This window comes from Paenibacillus sp. IITD108 (assembly GCF_036541265.1).
Taxonomy (GTDB): domain Bacteria; phylum Bacillota; class Bacilli; order Paenibacillales; family Paenibacillaceae; genus Pristimantibacillus.
On record NZ_JAZHCT010000007.1, the window covers coordinates 195,928 to 212,067 of the forward strand.

General features: G+C 43.5%; 17 protein-coding genes and 1 other annotated feature. Of the genes, 10 read left to right on the plus strand and 7 right to left on the minus strand.

Going from position 1 to position 16,140, the window contains the following annotated elements:
- The first annotated feature begins 13 nt into the window (after positions 1-13).
- Positions 14-949, plus strand: a complete 936-nt coding sequence (locus tag V1L65_RS08825) for an N-acetylglucosamine kinase (protein ID WP_331698756.1) — start codon at positions 14-16, stop codon at positions 947-949.
- A 127-nt stretch (positions 950-1,076) separates the two neighbouring features.
- Here V1L65_RS08825 and V1L65_RS08830 read toward each other — a convergent pair whose 3' ends face one another.
- The 4 genes from V1L65_RS08830 to V1L65_RS08845 all read right to left on the minus strand — a co-directional run bounded on the left by V1L65_RS08830 (position 1,077) and on the right by V1L65_RS08845 (position 3,591).
- A complete protein-coding gene (locus tag V1L65_RS08830; RefSeq protein ID WP_331698757.1) occupies positions 1,077-1,871 on the minus strand; it encodes a DUF4097 family beta strand repeat-containing protein in 795 nt (264 codons plus the stop codon).
- On the minus strand, positions 1,864-2,424 hold the full coding sequence (locus V1L65_RS08835) for a DUF1700 domain-containing protein (protein WP_331698759.1): 561 nt from the start codon (positions 2,422-2,424) through the stop codon (positions 1,864-1,866). The genes V1L65_RS08830 and V1L65_RS08835 overlap by 8 nt, the downstream gene beginning before the upstream one ends.
- Positions 2,421-2,747: a PadR family transcriptional regulator gene (locus V1L65_RS08840; RefSeq protein ID WP_331698760.1), complete on the minus strand. Its 327-nt coding sequence runs from the start codon at positions 2,745-2,747 to the stop codon at positions 2,421-2,423. The genes V1L65_RS08835 and V1L65_RS08840 overlap by 4 nt, the downstream gene beginning before the upstream one ends.
- Positions 2,748-3,003: 256 nt before the next feature.
- Positions 3,004-3,591, minus strand: a complete 588-nt coding sequence (locus V1L65_RS08845) for a TetR/AcrR family transcriptional regulator (RefSeq protein WP_331698761.1) — start codon at positions 3,589-3,591, stop codon at positions 3,004-3,006.
- 312 nt (positions 3,592-3,903) lie between these two features.
- Between V1L65_RS08845 and V1L65_RS08850 the strand changes: the two genes are divergently transcribed.
- The 8 genes from V1L65_RS08850 (at position 3,904) to V1L65_RS08885 (ending at position 11,512) form a co-directional block, all read left to right on the plus strand.
- Positions 3,904-4,596 (plus strand): Crp/Fnr family transcriptional regulator, encoded by a 693-nt coding sequence (locus tag V1L65_RS08850; RefSeq protein WP_331698762.1) that lies wholly within the window; start codon positions 3,904-3,906, stop codon positions 4,594-4,596.
- Between the two features lie 146 nt (positions 4,597-4,742).
- Positions 4,743-5,066, plus strand: a complete 324-nt coding sequence (locus V1L65_RS08855; protein WP_331698763.1) for a phasin family protein — start codon at positions 4,743-4,745, stop codon at positions 5,064-5,066.
- Positions 5,067-5,120: 54 nt separating this feature from the next.
- Positions 5,121-6,794 (plus strand): ABC1 kinase family protein, encoded by a 1,674-nt coding sequence (locus V1L65_RS08860; protein ID WP_331698764.1) that lies wholly within the window; start codon positions 5,121-5,123, stop codon positions 6,792-6,794.
- Between the two features lie 27 nt (positions 6,795-6,821).
- Positions 6,822-7,244: a VOC family protein gene (locus tag V1L65_RS08865; protein WP_331698765.1), complete on the plus strand. Its 423-nt coding sequence runs from the start codon at positions 6,822-6,824 to the stop codon at positions 7,242-7,244.
- A gap of 166 nt (positions 7,245-7,410) precedes the next feature.
- A complete protein-coding gene (locus V1L65_RS08870; protein WP_331698766.1) occupies positions 7,411-8,262 on the plus strand; it encodes a class I fructose-bisphosphate aldolase in 852 nt (283 codons plus the stop codon).
- Positions 8,255-9,403, plus strand: a complete 1,149-nt coding sequence (locus V1L65_RS08875) for a Gfo/Idh/MocA family protein (RefSeq protein ID WP_331698767.1) — start codon at positions 8,255-8,257, stop codon at positions 9,401-9,403. The genes V1L65_RS08870 and V1L65_RS08875 overlap by 8 nt, the downstream gene beginning before the upstream one ends.
- Before the next feature lie 26 nt (positions 9,404-9,429).
- Positions 9,430-10,632 carry a carbohydrate kinase family protein gene (locus V1L65_RS08880; RefSeq protein ID WP_331698768.1) on the plus strand — a complete coding sequence of 401 codons (1,203 nt, stop codon included), beginning with the start codon at positions 9,430-9,432 and terminating at the stop codon, positions 10,630-10,632.
- A gap of 130 nt (positions 10,633-10,762) precedes the next feature.
- Positions 10,763-11,512 (plus strand): DeoR/GlpR family DNA-binding transcription regulator, encoded by a 750-nt coding sequence (locus tag V1L65_RS08885; RefSeq protein WP_331698769.1) that lies wholly within the window; start codon positions 10,763-10,765, stop codon positions 11,510-11,512.
- A 61-nt stretch (positions 11,513-11,573) separates the two neighbouring features.
- Here the strand turns inward: V1L65_RS08885 and V1L65_RS08890 are convergent, their stop codons facing one another.
- Positions 11,574-12,326, minus strand: coding sequence for a YheC/YheD family protein (locus tag V1L65_RS08890; RefSeq protein ID WP_331698770.1), 753 nt, complete (start codon positions 12,324-12,326; stop codon positions 11,574-11,576).
- Between the two features lie 314 nt (positions 12,327-12,640).
- Positions 12,641-12,970, minus strand: a complete 330-nt coding sequence (locus V1L65_RS08895; RefSeq protein ID WP_331698771.1) for a tRNA-binding protein — start codon at positions 12,968-12,970, stop codon at positions 12,641-12,643.
- Between the two features lie 175 nt (positions 12,971-13,145).
- On the opposite strand from V1L65_RS08895, the gene V1L65_RS08900 reads away from it, so the two are divergent.
- On the plus strand, positions 13,146-14,147 hold the full coding sequence (locus V1L65_RS08900) for a YeiH family protein (protein ID WP_331698772.1): 1,002 nt from the start codon (positions 13,146-13,148) through the stop codon (positions 14,145-14,147).
- 71 nt (positions 14,148-14,218) lie between these two features.
- On the opposite strand, the gene V1L65_RS08905 is transcribed toward V1L65_RS08900, so the two are convergent.
- Positions 14,219-15,745 (minus strand): 2-isopropylmalate synthase, encoded by a 1,527-nt coding sequence (locus tag V1L65_RS08905; RefSeq protein WP_331698773.1) that lies wholly within the window; start codon positions 15,743-15,745, stop codon positions 14,219-14,221.
- Positions 15,746-15,867: 122 nt separating this feature from the next.
- Positions 15,868-16,096, minus strand: a binding site (T-box leader).
- Positions 16,097-16,140: the final 44 nt, after the last annotated feature.

A 16,140-nucleotide genomic window follows, 5' to 3' on the forward strand; every position in this document is an offset into this window, starting at 1 on the left:
GGATGTGTAGCGAATGAGTTATGTTATAGGAATAGATGGCGGCGGAACTAAAACCGAAGTCGTTATCGCTGACCTGGAATTAACGGAGCTTCACCGTTTTTCGGCAGGAGCGATTAATCTTAACGGGAAATCTGAAGCGGGAGTACAGCAAAGCTTTCAGGATATTGCCAGTCAAATGATTTCACGCAATATGGATTGGGCGGATTGCAAATATGCTGCTATTGGTGCAGCAGGCATCAGCAATCCATTGGTCAAGGCGCAGCTGGAGAAATTTGTTCGTGAGATGGGATATACAGGTCCATTAACGATTGTTGGAGATCAGGTAACCGCGCTTTATGGAGCGCATCGTGCTGGCAAAGGGAGCTCAGGCGTCATTTTAATTGCAGGTACAGGCTCTATTTGCTTTGGCAAAAGCAAATCCGGCTCTATGCATAGGGTAGGAGGCTTCGGCTATTTGCTTGATGATGAAGGAAGCGGCTACAGTATAGGGCGCGATATTCTTAGCGCAGTGCTGCAAGCAAGCGATGGCAGAGCAGAGCCAACCATTTTTCAACAGCTTGTTTTTGAAAAGCTGCAGCTGAGCACGATACAAGAAATAGTCGGTTTTGTTTATGCACCGTCAACGAGTAAAGGGGATATTGCCGCGATAGCTCCATTGCTGTCTGCTGCACTAGATGCGCATGATCATGCTGCACTGAAAATTGCAGACAAGAGCGCTGCTTCCCTGGTCGAGCTTGTGATTCCAATTATGAACCAGTTCGGTGCTGAGGAAGGCGCGCCTATCGCTTTTGCAGGCAGTGTTCTTCTAAAAAATAATCGGATACAAAAGGCCGTAGTGGAGCAATTGCTTATGCATTATCCGCAAATATTGTGCTATCCGGCTAAGCAGGATGCGGCTTTTGGCGCGGTTCTGCTCGCAGCAGAGCAATTAAATATAAATCAAGGATAAACGGCTCCGCCGTCCTTTGGACGGGCACGTTTACCGATGAAATATAAGAACAGATTATAAGGTGAAAAAACTTATACTTTTTAAGCAAAAAAGAGCGGTTGTCCGCTCTTTTTTTGCAATATTAAGGCTATTGGCGCTTTATTGTAATTTTTCCATCATTCAGCTTCAAATTTACTTTTGTTTCGCCATTGCCATATAGCATACTTGAGTTTCTTTCTCCGAATAGCGATACTAACCCGTCTTGAATGCTAGTGCTAATAAATGCATTTTCCGGCTCGTCAACGACCGTTAACTGAATGAGACCATCTCTTGCGGCAAGACTGATCGGAAACTGCAGCTTCGCTGTATGCATTTTAATAATAGCGTCCTTCATATCGGCGTTAATTGCGCCAGCCGCTTCTTCCAGCTCAAGTATACCGTCATTGCCTTTAATCGTCGTTTGAGCTGCCACCGTATTTTTCAATCTAATAAGCCCATCGCGCCCTGTAATAACTAATTGCTCCGCTTCAAGCTGCTCGATCAGCAGTGTGCCGTCATGCTTGCTGACTTTAATTTGCTCGTATTGCTTTGCAGGCACAAATAATTTAATAGCTTCTGTTTTTGGAAAAACGTTAAAGTTAAACAGCTTAAATTGCTTATTGTCGTATTTAATGAATAGAAGCGAATCTTGAACGGAAACGGACAATTTTTTATTCGTTTTATGACCCGATACTTCAATATAGGCATGGGCTCGATTAGTTGGCAAAAGCTCTACCTTGGCATCGTAGGTTAATAGTTCAATCTGCTTGTAATTCGGATCTTTAATTTCAATTTCCTGCACAGGCAATTGACGGTTCTGTTCGCTATTTGTAGCGATGGCCCCAACCAATCCTATAATCAGCAGCAAGAGCGCGATAATTGATACTTTTTTGAATTTATTCATCTTGAAGTCCTCCCTTGACAAGCCTCATGTTAAACTTGAGATATTTAATGAAGCTATTGTTAATCGCTCTTGTTGCCGTAACCATTCCAATAATGATAAAAAAGCCTAGGCCGCATAGCGCCAATGAAATAAACAATTCAAATAAATTAAACATTTCGAAATCAATAATGATGTTAAACAAGAAAAACAATGGCGCCAATACGAAGCTGATGCCCGCCAGCCAGCCTGCAACAACAAGTCCAAGCAATGCGGCAAAAGGTGCAAGCACAATAATTAAATTGAAAAAGCCGAGACCAATGACAGCCCATGTCGCACGCAGCATATTGCCAGCTGTAGTAGTTGAGGTAGCGCGTTCTATATGATAGGCGGCGAGCAGCTCTTTACTTATTTGCTTTGGCGAGCCCAGTGCAGATATCATTTGCTCCTCCGTCTTGCCATCGTGCAGTCCAAAGGTGAAATATTCTTCATAATCCTGCAGTATTTCCTGCCTTTCATTATGAGGCAGTTTAGCTAACAGCTTATTAAGCTGTTGAAAAAATTCCGGCTTATTCATACCGATTTTGTTCTCCCCTCAGCAATTAATGTGTTCACTCCGTTTGTAAAAGTCATCCACTCACGCAGCTGATCATTCAAGTAGCTTCGTCCTTCCTTCGTTAGCGTGTAATATTTCCTGGGAGGGCCTTCTGACGATTCCTTCAGATAGGAGGTCAAATAGCCTTCCTTCATTAAACGGCGCAAAAGGGGATAGACCGAGCCTTCCGAAATTTCTATCTGATCGGAGATCATTTGGACCAATTCATAGCCATAGCGATCCTGTTGATCCAGCAATGCCAGCACGCATAAGTTTAATACGCCTTTTTTAAATTGTACATTCACGAAATGCTTCCTCCCTTCACTACTGTTCATTGAACAATACTGTGTCATGACTAGTACGAATTAAGAAGAGCATAACATATGGTACTGTTCAATGCAAGGTACTGAATGATATTTAATATAAAATGGGTGCAGCTGCAGTTGGCTGTTACTAGCTATACGTAAAAAAAACCTTTTAACTATTGCGCTTCTGAGGTGAAGCAGTTCAATAATTAAAAGGTTTAAATAATAATGGCTGAGATAAGTGTGTGCGCCAAGGTCAGCAGCCTAAGCCGGCAAGCACAAACTGTGTAGTGTCGTTAACCTCCTGTTGAATTTCCTGCGGCTCAAAAACAGCTTCAGGAAAAAGAAACGTATCATAAACAGGGAAGATTAGTAATGAGGCTATAAAGGACAGCATTAAATTGAGTGAATTATACCGAAAAACATGTTCTTCCTTGCCTTTCATTAAAATCATTTTGAGACGGTCGAAATAGGGGGTAATGATTTTGCTGACGGCTTCAGATCGGGAACTCCCAGAGGATAGTTCATGTTTGAGCAGCATAAGGAATTGTTTGTCTTGCGCGCGCATATGTAAAAATATATCTATAAATCTATGCAGTGCAGCTTTAGCGTCTTGAATATTATCCATATAAGCAAGCTTCTGCTCCGTATCATGATATAAATAATCAATTACACTAAGGTAAAGTTTTTCCTTTGAGCCAAAATAGTAGGATACGAGTGCAAGATTGGCTTCGGCCATTTCACAAATTTTACGAATGGATGTCCCGCTAAAGCCTTCTGTCGCAAAACAAATTTTGGCAGCATCAAGAATTCTCTTTTTGGATTCGTCTTGTTTCTGAGTCATTCTTGTCCTCCGCATTAACTTTTATCTAATTATAGTAAAATCAAGTGCAAAATTCAAGAAATTAATATTCATTTTTACCAATAATGGATCGTGATTCCATCACCGTTAAGCCTTGCTGTATCAACTGTTTATTGATAGTCAGTAGTCATGCCTGTAACAGGATGCGCAGCAATTATTCTGGATGAAGCAAATATATTGCGGAATGAATTACTTTATTTAAAAATGAATGATAAAATATATTAAAAAGAATGCTATTATTTTATATTTTTATAGCGGTTTGTTGCAACATGAAGAGAGGGGTTTGAAAGAAGTATGGATAAAACGATTGCCTTTTTGAGGGAAGTTCCTTTTTTTGCAAATCTTGAAATAGAAGAATTGGAAAAAGTAGCTTCTTTGCTGATTACTCGCAAATATGATCGGGGTACGAATGTTTTTCTAGAAGGAGGCGAGGGTGATGAGTTTTATCTCATTCAAAGCGGTGTCGTGAAAATATATAAAGAAAGTGATACTCGAGAAATTATTTTGGCTTTATTCGGGGAAGGCGACTTTTTTGGGGAGATGGCTGTTTTAGAAAATGAACAGACACGCTCAGCCTCTGCAATGATTATGGAGCAGTCTGTATTGTATGTGCTTAAACGAAAAGATTTTACATGGGTTATGAATAAAAATCCGCAAATCGCAATTAAAATTATGTATACTGCGCTTGAGCGCTTGCGGGCTTCCAATGAGCTTATAAAGGATCTTACTTTTCGCGATGCGCGTAAACGAATCGTGAACGGTTTGTATCGCCTCGTTGAAAAGCATGGCTTGAAATCAGGGTCCGGCGTTTTGATCGATTTAAAGCTCACCCATCAGCAAGTTGCTGATATGAGCGGTACGGTCAGGGAAACGGTAACCAAGTTTATGCTTGATCTCCAAAGTCAAAACATTATTCGAATTGATAAGAAAAAAATATTTATTTATGATATTGAAAAATTCAAGCAGCTGCTAGGTGACGAATTTTAAATGATAAGCGGACTTCATCGCTATAGAAAAAGTTGACGAGATCGTCAGCTTTTTTTTGTTGGCTCATCTAGCTTCGTCTAATATAACACTTCTTTTAAATCAGAGTATGGGAATTACGAAATGTGGAAAGCTAGGAGAGACTTTCCATGTCTTTTAACAAAGGAGCGAATCAGATGAAGGATTTTGTCAATCGAGCGGTTTCATTAGGCCTAGGCATCGTTGTAGAAAGCAAGGAGCAAATTGAAAAGGCTGTGGACGAGCTTGTAAAAAAAGGTGAGCTTAGCAGGGAGGAGTCGGCATCGGTCGTTAATGAAATGGTAGAAAAGGGCGAGCAGCTGAGAGGCCGTTTAGAAACGATCGTTAAAAACAAGCTGAATGATCAAGCCGTCCGCAATGACTTTGCCACGAAGGAAGAGCTGCAAGCCTTAACGGCAAGAATTGAAAAGCTGGAGCAATCCATGCAAAGCTGATCAGCCGAACTTTTAAGAAAATGCCAGTCATGACGACGGAAGGTGGGAATGAACATGAGCATGAACAAAAAAATTCGTCATTTGCAGCGATATCATCATATTGCAGCTGCGCTTATGCGCAACGGGTTTGGATTCCTCATTCATGATCTCGGCTTGCCTAACGTCATTCTTAAATTTCAAAAAAACGATTATGAGGAAAAACAGAAGCATTCCGTATGGGAAAGAATTAGACATATTCTTGAGGATTTAGGGCCGACCTATGTTAAGTTTGGCCAAATTGCAAGTACGCGCCCAGATTTGCTGCCAGCCGAGTTAATTATGGAGCTCCAGCAGTTGCAGGATAAAGTAGCTCCTTTCCCTTACGACGATGTCGAACGCATTATTAAAGCAGAGCTTGGAGCCAGTATTGACAGTCTGTTTCAAGCTTTTGACAAAGCACCTATAGCATCCGCTTCGATCGGCCAGGTTCATGAGGCGAGATTATGGGATGGGACAGCTGTCGCCGTAAAAGTGCAGCGCCCGCGCATAGCAGCGAATATGGCAACTGATCTTGAGATGCTTAAAGAGTTGGCGGCAATAGCTGAGCGCCATTTCGAATGGGCTAGCAGCTACAGATTGCAGGAGGTTGTGGCAGAGCTTGCACGCTCGTTAAAAGAGGAGCTTGATTATTCTGCTGAGGCGGAAAATGGAAAAAAGTTTGCCAAAACATGCGCCAAGCACGAGAATGTTCATGTTCCAGTTATTTATTCCTCTTATAGCACGCGCAAAGTGTTAACGATGCAACTGATGAAAGGAATAAAGCTTTCTGATTTGGAAAGTCTGACAGAGACCGGTATAGACAAAAGCGGGCTTGCGTATCAATACGCCTCCTTAATGCTGCATCAAATATTAATTGATGGCGTTTTTCATGGCGATCCGCATCCAGGCAATGTGCTAGTGCTGCAGGATGGATCGATATGTCTGCTTGATTTTGGAATGGTTGGCAGACTGTCCATCAATATGAAGAGCCATTTCGCTTCTCTGGTTATCGCCCTGCGGAATAAGAGCTCCAAAGGCATATTGCGGGCTATATCCAAGATGGGCATCGTACCGGAGGACGCTGATGAGGACCAGCTGCTTGCCGATATCGATAAGCTGCGGGACAAGTACTACGAAATTCCGTTGAGCGACGTAAGTATCGGAGAATCTGTCAATGATTTGCTAGGTGTTGCTTTTCGGCATCAAATACGAATGCCCGTGGAATTAACGGTATTAGGAAAAGCGCTGCTTACATTGGAAGGTGTAGTAACGATGCTTGATCCTGCTATAAGCATTATAGATGTAGCAGAACCATATGGCAGGCGCCTGTTTCTGGAACAGCTCAACCCGGTTCGTATCGGATTGAAATGGATGGAGGAAATTCCTGATTTTATAGAATTGCTGTCGCAAATTCCTAAAAACCTGAAAAAGCTCAGCACCATTTTGCAGCGCGGAAAGCTGAAGCTTGATATTACTACTCCGGAATTGGCTCAGGTTTTAAATAAAATGGATCAAATTACGAATAAAATATCGCTCAGCATCGTGCTGCTTTCGTTCAGCATTATTATGGTAGGCTTGATTATTGGATCTGCTATTAGCAATCAGCATTCGGAAATATGGAACTTCCCAATCGTTGAGATTGGCTTGTCCATTTCTGGTATACTTGCTTTATGGTTAATATTTGCTATTTTTCGATCCGGCAGATTTTAGCTAAAACACGAAAAGGAGTGAATGGTGATGTCGGTAGATGTATATTTGAATTTCAATGGGAATTGCAGAGAAGCAGTGGAGTTTTATGCAGAGGTGTTCGAATTGGAGATGCCCAAAATAATGACGTTTGGCGAAACTCCCCAGCATCCTGATTATCCGCTGCCAGAGGAAGCAAAATCGTTAATTATGCATACAAGGCTGAATATAAGCGGAAGCAATGTGATGTTTTCGGATGTGTTTCCCGGCATGCCATTTATAGCAGGCAATAATATTTCGCTTTCTATTGTAACTGACAGCAAGGAAGAAATTGAAGCTGCGTTTCATAAGCTAAAGGTTGGCGGACAAGTCGGCATGGAGCTGCAAGAGACATTTTGGAGCAGTTACTATGGTATGGTAACCGATAAATTCGGCATTTCCTGGCAGTTTAATTTAGGCATGGGCGACTTTTAATGCTAATGTGCTGATTTAAAAGGCGGTGTTACAGTAAATGACTGTAATACTGCTTTTTTGTGAAATAAAATGTTCGTTTATAACATTTAGGAAGTTGTATATGGACATTATAGTCGAAACAGGTTATAGTAAGTGTTGTAAAATAACATTTGGAGGAGATGGAGTTATGTCAGCGGTAACAGCTAGATTAAATCGCATGTTTGCAGAGGATGGCAAATGCTTTGACGTTGCAATCGATCACGGATTTTTTAATGAGTATTCTTTTTTATCCGGCATTGAAAATATGAAGCAAGCTATTGATACCGTCGTTCAGGCTAATCCTGACTGCATTCAGCTTAGTTTGGGCCAGGCAAGAATTTATAAAGATATTCCGGGCAAGAAGAAGCCGGGTCTTGTATTAAGAACGGATGCTGCAAATATTTATGGCACTAAGCTTCCCCGCACCTTGTTTAGCGAATTGATTGATCAAGCGGTAGAGCATGCTGTCCGTATGGATGCGGTAGCGATATGCGTAAATTTATTGCTGCTTCCGGAGCAGCCGGAGCTCCATCATCAATGTGTAAGAAATATAGCAAAATTAAAGACTGAGTGTGAGAGATATGGCATGCCTCTAATGGTAGAGCCGCTAGTTATGCTGCCAAACGATGTGAAGGGCGGATATATGGTTGACGGTGATATAGAAAAAATTATGCCGCTTGTACGTCAGGGCGTGGAGCTAGGTGCTGATATTATTAAAGCGGATCCTTGTGATGATGTGACGCAGTATCATCGAGTAATTGAAGTGGCATCAGGTATTCCTGTGCTTGTTCGCGGTGGCGGACGCGCGGGCGACGAGGAGATATTAAGCCGTACAGTTGAGCTGATGAAGCAGGGTGCAGCAGGTATCGTTTACGGTCGAAACGTCGTCCAGCATCCTAATCCGGCGGGCATGACTTCAGCGCTTATGTCTATTGTACATAACGGTGCTTCACTGGACGAAGCGTTAGCTGTTTTGAAAGGGGAGGCCGCTAATGTCTAGTCGCATATTGCGTTTCGGCGTTATTGGCTGCGGATTGATGGGCAAGGAGTTTGCCAGTGCGGCAGCAAGATGGTGCCATCTGACAACTGTGGATGTGAAGCCTGTAATTACAGCTGTATGCGATGCGAATGAAGAGGCAGCAAAGTGGTTTACTGCGCATATTGATTCTGTTAAACGAACTTATACTGATTATAAGGATTTGCTTGCTGACCCAGAGGTAGATGCTGTTTATTGCGCTGTACCGCACCATCTCCATCAGCAAATATATATTGATATTATTGAAGCAGGCAAACATTTGCTAGGGGAGAAGCCGTTTGGCATAGATCAGAAGGCGAATGCTGCTATTTTGAATGCAATTGAACGTAATCCTCATGTGCTCGTGCGCTGTTCTTCGGAATTTCCTTTCTTCCCTGGCGCTTATCAGCTGAGCCAATGGGTGAGGGAAGGCAGATTCGGTAAAATTATTGAAGTGGAAGCGGGCTTCTGGCATTCCAGTGATTTGGATCCGAATAAACAGATTAATTGGAAGAGGAAAGTCAGCACGAATGGTGAATATGGCTGTATGGGCGATTTAGGCATGCATGTGCTGCATTTGCCTCTTCGCTTAGGCTGGAAGCCTAATAATGTGCGCGCTCTGCTGTCCAAGGTTGTGAGTGAAAGACCGGATCATACAGGTGTAATGGTCCCTTGCGAGACTTGGGATAATGCGATTTTGGCTTGTGAGGTGTCAAATGAGCAGTCTGGCACTTTTCCGATGGTGCTTTCGATGAAGCGCATAGCGCCTGGCCATGCCAATACATGGTTTCTTAAAATAAGCGGTACGGAGTTTTCAGCAGAGTTTAACACGAAAAATCCGAAACAAATTGCTTCACTTCCCTATACTTCAGGCGGTCCTCAAGCGTGGCATGTGATGGACGCCCCGTATCAGACGGCTTACAGCAGCATAACGGGATCCATATTTGAGTTTGGCTTCTCCGATTCCATCTTGCAAATGTGGGCAGCGTTTTGTGATGAAGCGGCCCATGGCGCGGTTAATCAGCCGCTTTATTGTGCGACACCAGAGGAAACGGCAGCCAGCCACGCGCTATTTTCAGCAGCGCTGGAATCAAATAGAACGGGACAGACGGTTAAGCTTTACTAAATGATAAGCACGCTGGAGGGATTAATATGTCCAAGCAAAAGGCAGATGTTGTTGTAGCAGGCCATATCTGCTTAGACATCATTCCGACTATTCGGCACCAGCCAAGCGATTTGAATAAACTGTTTGTGCCTGGCAAGCTCGTTGATGTGGGCGCTGCACTTACCGCTACTGGCGGGGCGGTGTCCAATACAGGGATAGCCTTGCACAGACTGGGAGCCTCCGTTCGTTTGATGGGCAAAGTGGGGAAGGATCAGTTCGGCCAAGCTATATTGAATTTATTGCAGGAATCAGGCTTTGGCTTATCTGATGGAATGATCGTTACTGAAGGAGAGAACAGCTCTTATACAGTCGTTATAAGTCCGCCCGGATTTGACCGCGTTTTTCTGCATCATACCGGGACGAATGATACGTTTGAAAGTAAAGATGTTGATAGCGAGAAGCTGGAAGGCGTGCGGCTTTTTCATTTTGGCTACCCTCCGCTCATGCGCAAGATGTATACAAATGACGGTACAGAGCTGGAGGCTTTATTGCGCAGGGTAAAGTCTTTCGGCATTACAACCTCATTGGATCTTGCGAAGCCTGACCCTGATTCTGACGCTGGCCAAGCAGATTGGACTGGCATCTTGCAGCGTATCCTTCCTCATACGGATTTATTTTTGCCTAGCTTTGAAGAGGTGCTGTATATGCTGGACCCTGCTGAATTTGAGAAGTTGGAGGATCAATACGGCAGCCGTATGCTCAACGCAATAGACGGGGCAACGCTGTCCTCGCTTGCAGACCGGTTAATCGGGCTTGGAGCCGCAGTCGTGGCGATCAAGCTAGGCGAGCATGGATTATATATGCGTACGACTGCAAGGCAGGAGCGTATTCAAGCGATGGGAGCCTGCGCGCCAAGCAGCAGTGCTTGGCTAGGGCGCGAGCTGTTAATTCCGTGTTACCACGTTCAAGTTGTTGGAACGACAGGCGCTGGCGATTGCACAATTGCAGGCTTCCTGACAGCAATATTAAAGGGCCTGGAACCGCAGCAGGCTTTGCATAGCGCGGTCGCGGTCGGTGCATGCAATGTGGAGCAAGCGGATGCGACAAGCGGCGTTCCAAAATGGGAGGCCGTGGAGAAGCGCTTGGCGCAGGGCTGGAGACAAAGAGAGCAGCTGCTTGAGCTTACGGATTGGCAATATGATGATCTGCTGGGACTATGGAGAGGGCCGGAGGACAGGAACGGTTTATGAAACGCAGCACTGGCCAGCCGGCTTGCGTTTTCTAGTAAGCTGTCAGCATGTGTTGCAAGCGTTTAGCAAACGGTATATGATCAATAATATTATAGAACTGAAAGATTAAATAATTATGGCGGGTATAATAATGAACTTAAATACGCGACAGCAGCAAATGCTGGATCAAATACAAGCGGAAAATGAGCTAAAAATAAGCGATCTGAAGGATCGCTTCAACGTAACGGAAATGACGATTCGCCGAGATTTGGAAAAGCTGGAGAAGCTGGGCGATATTCGGCGTACTTTTGGCGGAGTTGTATGGATTGGCAAGGATGTTACGCTGCAGGTTCGTTCCGGTGTGCTGATGGATGAGAAAATACGCATTGGCAAGCAAGCGGCAGCTTTCGTAAAGCCCGGGGAATCTATTTTTATTGACAGCGGTTCGACTACCTTGCAGGTTGCCCGCAATTTGACGCAAATTCCTGATATTATTGTCGTGACCAATGCACTCAACGTAGCAACCGAGCTTTTGAATGCCAACGTCCAGGTTATTTTGACGGGAGGCATATTGCGCCAGGCTACAGCCTCCATGGTAGGCCCGATTACGACCGAAACAATTGCCAGAATGGGATTCGACCGCGTGTTTCTTGGAGCCACCGGTTATACGCCGCAGCAAGGCTTCAGCAATTCAAATTTGTATGAAGTAGAAATTAAAAAGCTTGCTATAAAGCACGCAAGAGAAAGCTATATTGTGCTGGATCATACTAAATTCGGCACAAACCAGCTATTTATATTTGCTCCTGAAAGTGAGATCCAGCATGTTGTAACGGATCAGGCTGCCGATCCGCATCTGCTGGCCGGCTTGCAGCAATCTGGCGTGAATGTTGTAACGGTATAAGCAGAAAAAACAAAGAAGCAGACCTGCAGGTCTGCTTCTTAAAAATATAACAAGCTATTAACTATTTTATCATTCCGCTTCTTCTCATTTTTCTTTTTGCTCTTAAATATCTCCTGTATTGCACAGGATCCAGCTTTCTTAGCCCATGAAAGCTAGGATTGGTATTCGCTTCGATAAACCATATTTTTCCTTTCTTATCAATCCCCATATCCAGTCCTAATATGCCAACTGGAAAACGCGAGCCTAATTTTTTGGCAATACGATTAGATATAGCCCTCAGCTCGGACATGACTTTATCAGTTTGGAAATTTTGGTCGGCTCCGCTTATCGTCGGCTCTATCTTTTTGTCTTTTGCTCCTTGTGCAACGTTTGTCACTACTGCATTTTTTCTGCTTGCCACCTTGGCGCTCATCCAAGTGATGCTCCACTTTTTATCTGTATACTGCAGCACTACGCGAAAATCAAAGGGGCGTCCTCTGTAGCTTGCCAATGAAATACCTTGCTGGACAATATATTTTTTGTTACGCAGCATTCTTTTTTTCAGTATCTTCATGGCATCATTTATAGCACATTTTACTGTGCCATTTTTGGAGGAAATGAGGCATGTCGAATCGCTTAGCCTTTTAATACGAATTATGCCGCGGCCGGAAGAACCGGTGTCAGGCTTGACGTAAAGTGTGGAATATTTTTTGAGCATAGATATTAAATTTGCGGAATTCAGCCATCTCGTTGCAGGAACATGCTTAGAAAGCTCGGAATCCTGTTTTAATGGACGCTCCTTTTTCATTTTACTAAGAATATACTTATGTCTCATTAGCTTTGCTCCCTCATCAGACGTATTAATAAAGCTCAAACATTACTAGTTATGTTATTCGCAGCTCGTTCTAATGAATTGGATGAAAGTCTAAAAACGCTTAAATATGAAAAAATAGTGTAGCACCTAACTGCGGTCACAGCTGGGACCGACCAAGAAGAAACGCTGCGCGTCCTTGGCTAAGGATGTGCCGTTTCTCGGTGAAATATAGGAACAAGTATAAGGTGAAAACATACTTTCCTATATTTTAAAAAATACCCTGCATAAGCAGGGTACATTAATTAATAATTGTATATTTAATTTTAAAAGCTTTATTAGCCTAGCCGGTCGCCATTTCGGACTGCTTGTCCAGGCTGAATTAGCACGACGCCTTTCTCCGCATATACACCAAGAACAAGCACCTCCGACATAAAGTCGGCAATTTGCTTCGGTTCAAAGTTGACGATGGCGAGCACTTGCACGCCGATAAGCTCGTCTAATGAATAGCATTCTGTTATTTGTGCGCTTGTTTTTTTAATTCCTATTTGCTCGCCAAAATCAATCCACAGCTTATAGGCAGGCTTGCGTGCTTTGGCAAACGGCTCGGCTTGGACAATTTGACCTGCACGAATATCCAGTTTTAAAAAATCATCAAAAGTAGCCATATAAATACCATCCTCTAATAGTTGTAGTAACAGTATAGCATTATATAAATATTTACAAAACGATTCGGACAAATGTATAGTATGATTAGTTACAAGCTTTACATATTCTTTGGGAAATATTAACAGAAAGAAGGGGCTTTCTCGTACGTCCCAGGCTAGGAGAATTAATTTGGTAGTGATAAAAAAAATAGCGCCGGGTTTTATATTCGTCTTATTGCTCGCACTTTTCTCAACATGGCTAGGTTCATTAGTGCCGATTGTTGGCGGACCTGTATTTGGCATATTAATAGGCGTTCTTATTAATAATTTGTTGAGAAAGCCGGCATATACACAGGCAGGCATCCAATTCAGCTCCAAAAAAGTGCTGCAATGGTCCATTATTGCTTTAGGCTGCGGACTCAGTTTAACGGAGGTTTGGCGTACTGGATCAGAATCGTTTTTGCTCATGCTTATTAGCTTGATATCTGCTTTTATAGCTGCTTATGGGGTCGGCAGACTCTTGAACATACCGTTAAAAATGCAAACCTTGATCGGTGCTGGCACAGGAATATGCGGAGGATCAGCGATAGCCGCTGTTTCGCCAATCGTTGAGGCGGACGAAATTGAAATCGCTTATTCCATTTCCACTATATTTTTATTTAATATTGTCGCAGTTCTTACATTTCCGGCTATCGGCCACTGGCTTGGCATGTCGGATGCTGCATTTGGGCTTTTAGCAGGCACAGCTATTAACGACACGTCTTCCGTAGTAGCTGCAGGTTATATTTATAGCGACGCTGCAGGAGCTTATGCCACTATCGTCAAACTAACAAGAACGACAATGATTATTCCTATTTGCTTTGCTTTAGCTATTATTGTAGGCATTAAAAAAAGCAGGCAGGCAAGCGAAGAGCAGACCGGCACATTTCGTGTGACGAAGGTTTTCCCTTGGTTTATTATATGGTTTCTTGCAGCGTCATTCTTGAATACAGCAGGTTTGTTTAGCGATCAAATGCTGCGTTATTTAGACATCATTGCGAAGTTTATGATCGTTATGGCGCTCACAGCGATAGGGCTTAGCGCAGATTTTCGCAAAATGATGAAATCAGGTGTAAAGCCGATTTTACTAGGATTAATCGTATGGTTTGTTGTGTCAGGTGTCAGCTTGATCGTTCTAGCCTTGACCGGAAAGCTGTAATTTGAATAACTTCTAAATAAGGGAAGGAGAGAAGAGGGTACAGGATGCACCCGTCTTCTCTTTGTCTTCTATTAATGCTGATCAAGAACAGCGGCGTTAATACCATTAAGAAAGGCGATAGCGCTCGCTTTAATTATATCTGTATCGCTGGCGCGGCCGGAATATGTTTTACCATCCACTTCAATTCTAATGCTAACGCGGCCAATTGCTTCCTTGCCTCGGGAAAGACTGCTTATTTTATAATCCTTAAGCTGCACATCTATATCAGCCACATGCTTGATGGCGCTGTAAAGCGCATCGATTGGCCCGTCGCCGACAGCGCTGCTTGTAGAATGCTCGCTGCCTTTGGACAGAGTGACAGTAGCAGTAGGATGCAGGTCATTCGTAACGACTTGGAAGGAGGCAAGCTCAAACAGCTGGCTATTGCTTGTATCGATCGTGCGATGATTCGTTACGAGATAAAATACATCATGATCATAAACTTCCTTCTTCGCGTCAGCCAGTGCTAAAAACTTGGCAAACAGCTTTTCGAATTCTTCCCCATCCTGCACATTGAAGCCGATTTTTTCTACAGCGTTACGAAAAGCGTGACGGCCGGAGCGGGCGGTTAAAATAAGCTCCATGCTTTCTCCGCCGACATCTTCGGGTGACATAATTTCATAAACATTTTTATCTTTAAGCAGGCCGTCCTGATGTATGCCGGATGAATGCGCGAAGGCGTTCTCGCCGGTAATCGCTTTGTTAACCTGAACATCAAGCCCTGTTAAATGCGTAACGAGTCTGGAAGTGCGCAGCAGTTCCTTCGTATTAATATTTGTGGCGCATTGATAGTAATTTTCGCGCACTTTCATCGCCATAACAACTTCCTCGAGAGAAGCGTTGCCGGCGCGTTCGCCAAGCCCGTTAATGGTCACTTCAATTTTTTGAGCGCCATTTTTAATAGCTGCAAGCGTATTGGCTGTTGCCAAGCCAAGGTCGTTATGACAGTGTACGCTTAGAATTACTTTGTCGTTCAAGTTTTTAAGGCGATCGTTTATGCGATAAATAAGGTGGCCGAATTCTTCTGGAACGGCATAGCCGACAGTATCCGGCACGTTAATAATCGTGGCCCCGGCTTTTACGACTGCTTCTATGGTGCTCCATAGATACTCAAAGTCTGACCGTGATGCATCCTCCGTAGAATACTGCACTTCAGGCAGCAACGTCTTGGCATATTTCACCGCATCTACTCCCATTTGCATAACGGTTTCCTTGGATCGGCTGAACTTTTTCTCGACATGAATATTAGAGGTGCCAAGCACGATATGAATGAATGGATTTTGCGCCAATTTAACACTTTCATAGACGGCATCAATATCGCTTTTTACGGCTCTGGCAAGAGCAGTAATCGATACAGAATCGCCCACTGTGCGTGCTATTTCCTGTACGGCTTTGAAGTCTCCGGCAGAGGAGGCGGGGAAGCCAGCCTCGATAATGTCAACCTGCAGTCTTTTCAATTGAGCGGCAAGCTCGATCTTTTGCTGCATATTCAGTTTTGCTCCTGGAACTTGCTCGCCATCGCGTAGCGTTGTATCAAATACAATTATATTTCTTGTCATAGGTAACGCCTCCTAAGTATTTTAATTAAAATAAAGCTTAATTGAAGGGTTAAGCAGCATGATTCGAAATCAATTTACAGCGCGCGCAGCCTCAATTGAAAACAAAAAAACCTCATCTCTGTTATAGAGACGAGGTTAACCCGCGGTACCACTCTAATTCATTCCCAAAAGGAATGAGCTCAATTCGATGGCTATCACCATCTATCCCTGTAACGGTGGAATTCCGGTTGACCCTACATATCAGGCAACTGTTCATAGACGAGTTCAATATGTTCAACCTGCCGCTTCGCACCACCCAGCGGCTCTCTGATAAGTCAATACATATTTACTATTTCTAATCGGTACATTTGATGATTTGAAATTATTGCTTATTATATTGACCATTTTTTGCTTTG

Coding starts and splice junctions, on each gene's coding strand:
- V1L65_RS08825 (WP_331698756.1), top strand. CDS start 14: ATGAGTTATGTTATAGGAATAGATGGCGGCGGAACTAAAACCGAAGTC.
- V1L65_RS08830 (WP_331698757.1), bottom strand. CDS start 1,871: ATGAATAAATTCAAAAAAGTATCAATTATCGCGCTCTTGCTGCTGATT.
- V1L65_RS08835 (WP_331698759.1), bottom strand. CDS start 2,424: ATGAATAAGCCGGAATTTTTTCAACAGCTTAATAAGCTGTTAGCTAAA.
- V1L65_RS08845 (WP_331698761.1), bottom strand. CDS start 3,591: ATGACTCAGAAACAAGACGAATCCAAAAAGAGAATTCTTGATGCTGCC.
- V1L65_RS08850 (WP_331698762.1), top strand. CDS start 3,904: ATGGATAAAACGATTGCCTTTTTGAGGGAAGTTCCTTTTTTTGCAAAT.
- V1L65_RS08855 (WP_331698763.1), top strand. CDS start 4,743: ATGTCTTTTAACAAAGGAGCGAATCAGATGAAGGATTTTGTCAATCGA.
- V1L65_RS08860 (WP_331698764.1), top strand. CDS start 5,121: ATGAGCATGAACAAAAAAATTCGTCATTTGCAGCGATATCATCATATT.
- V1L65_RS08865 (WP_331698765.1), top strand. CDS start 6,822: ATGTCGGTAGATGTATATTTGAATTTCAATGGGAATTGCAGAGAAGCA.
- V1L65_RS08870 (WP_331698766.1), top strand. CDS start 7,411: ATGTCAGCGGTAACAGCTAGATTAAATCGCATGTTTGCAGAGGATGGC.
- V1L65_RS08875 (WP_331698767.1), top strand. CDS start 8,255: ATGTCTAGTCGCATATTGCGTTTCGGCGTTATTGGCTGCGGATTGATG.
- V1L65_RS08880 (WP_331698768.1), top strand. CDS start 9,430: ATGTCCAAGCAAAAGGCAGATGTTGTTGTAGCAGGCCATATCTGCTTA.
- V1L65_RS08885 (WP_331698769.1), top strand. CDS start 10,763: ATGAACTTAAATACGCGACAGCAGCAAATGCTGGATCAAATACAAGCG.
- V1L65_RS08890 (WP_331698770.1), bottom strand. CDS start 12,326: ATGAGACATAAGTATATTCTTAGTAAAATGAAAAAGGAGCGTCCATTA.
- V1L65_RS08895 (WP_331698771.1), bottom strand. CDS start 12,970: ATGGCTACTTTTGATGATTTTTTAAAACTGGATATTCGTGCAGGTCAA.
- V1L65_RS08905 (WP_331698773.1), bottom strand. CDS start 15,745: ATGACAAGAAATATAATTGTATTTGATACAACGCTACGCGATGGCGAG.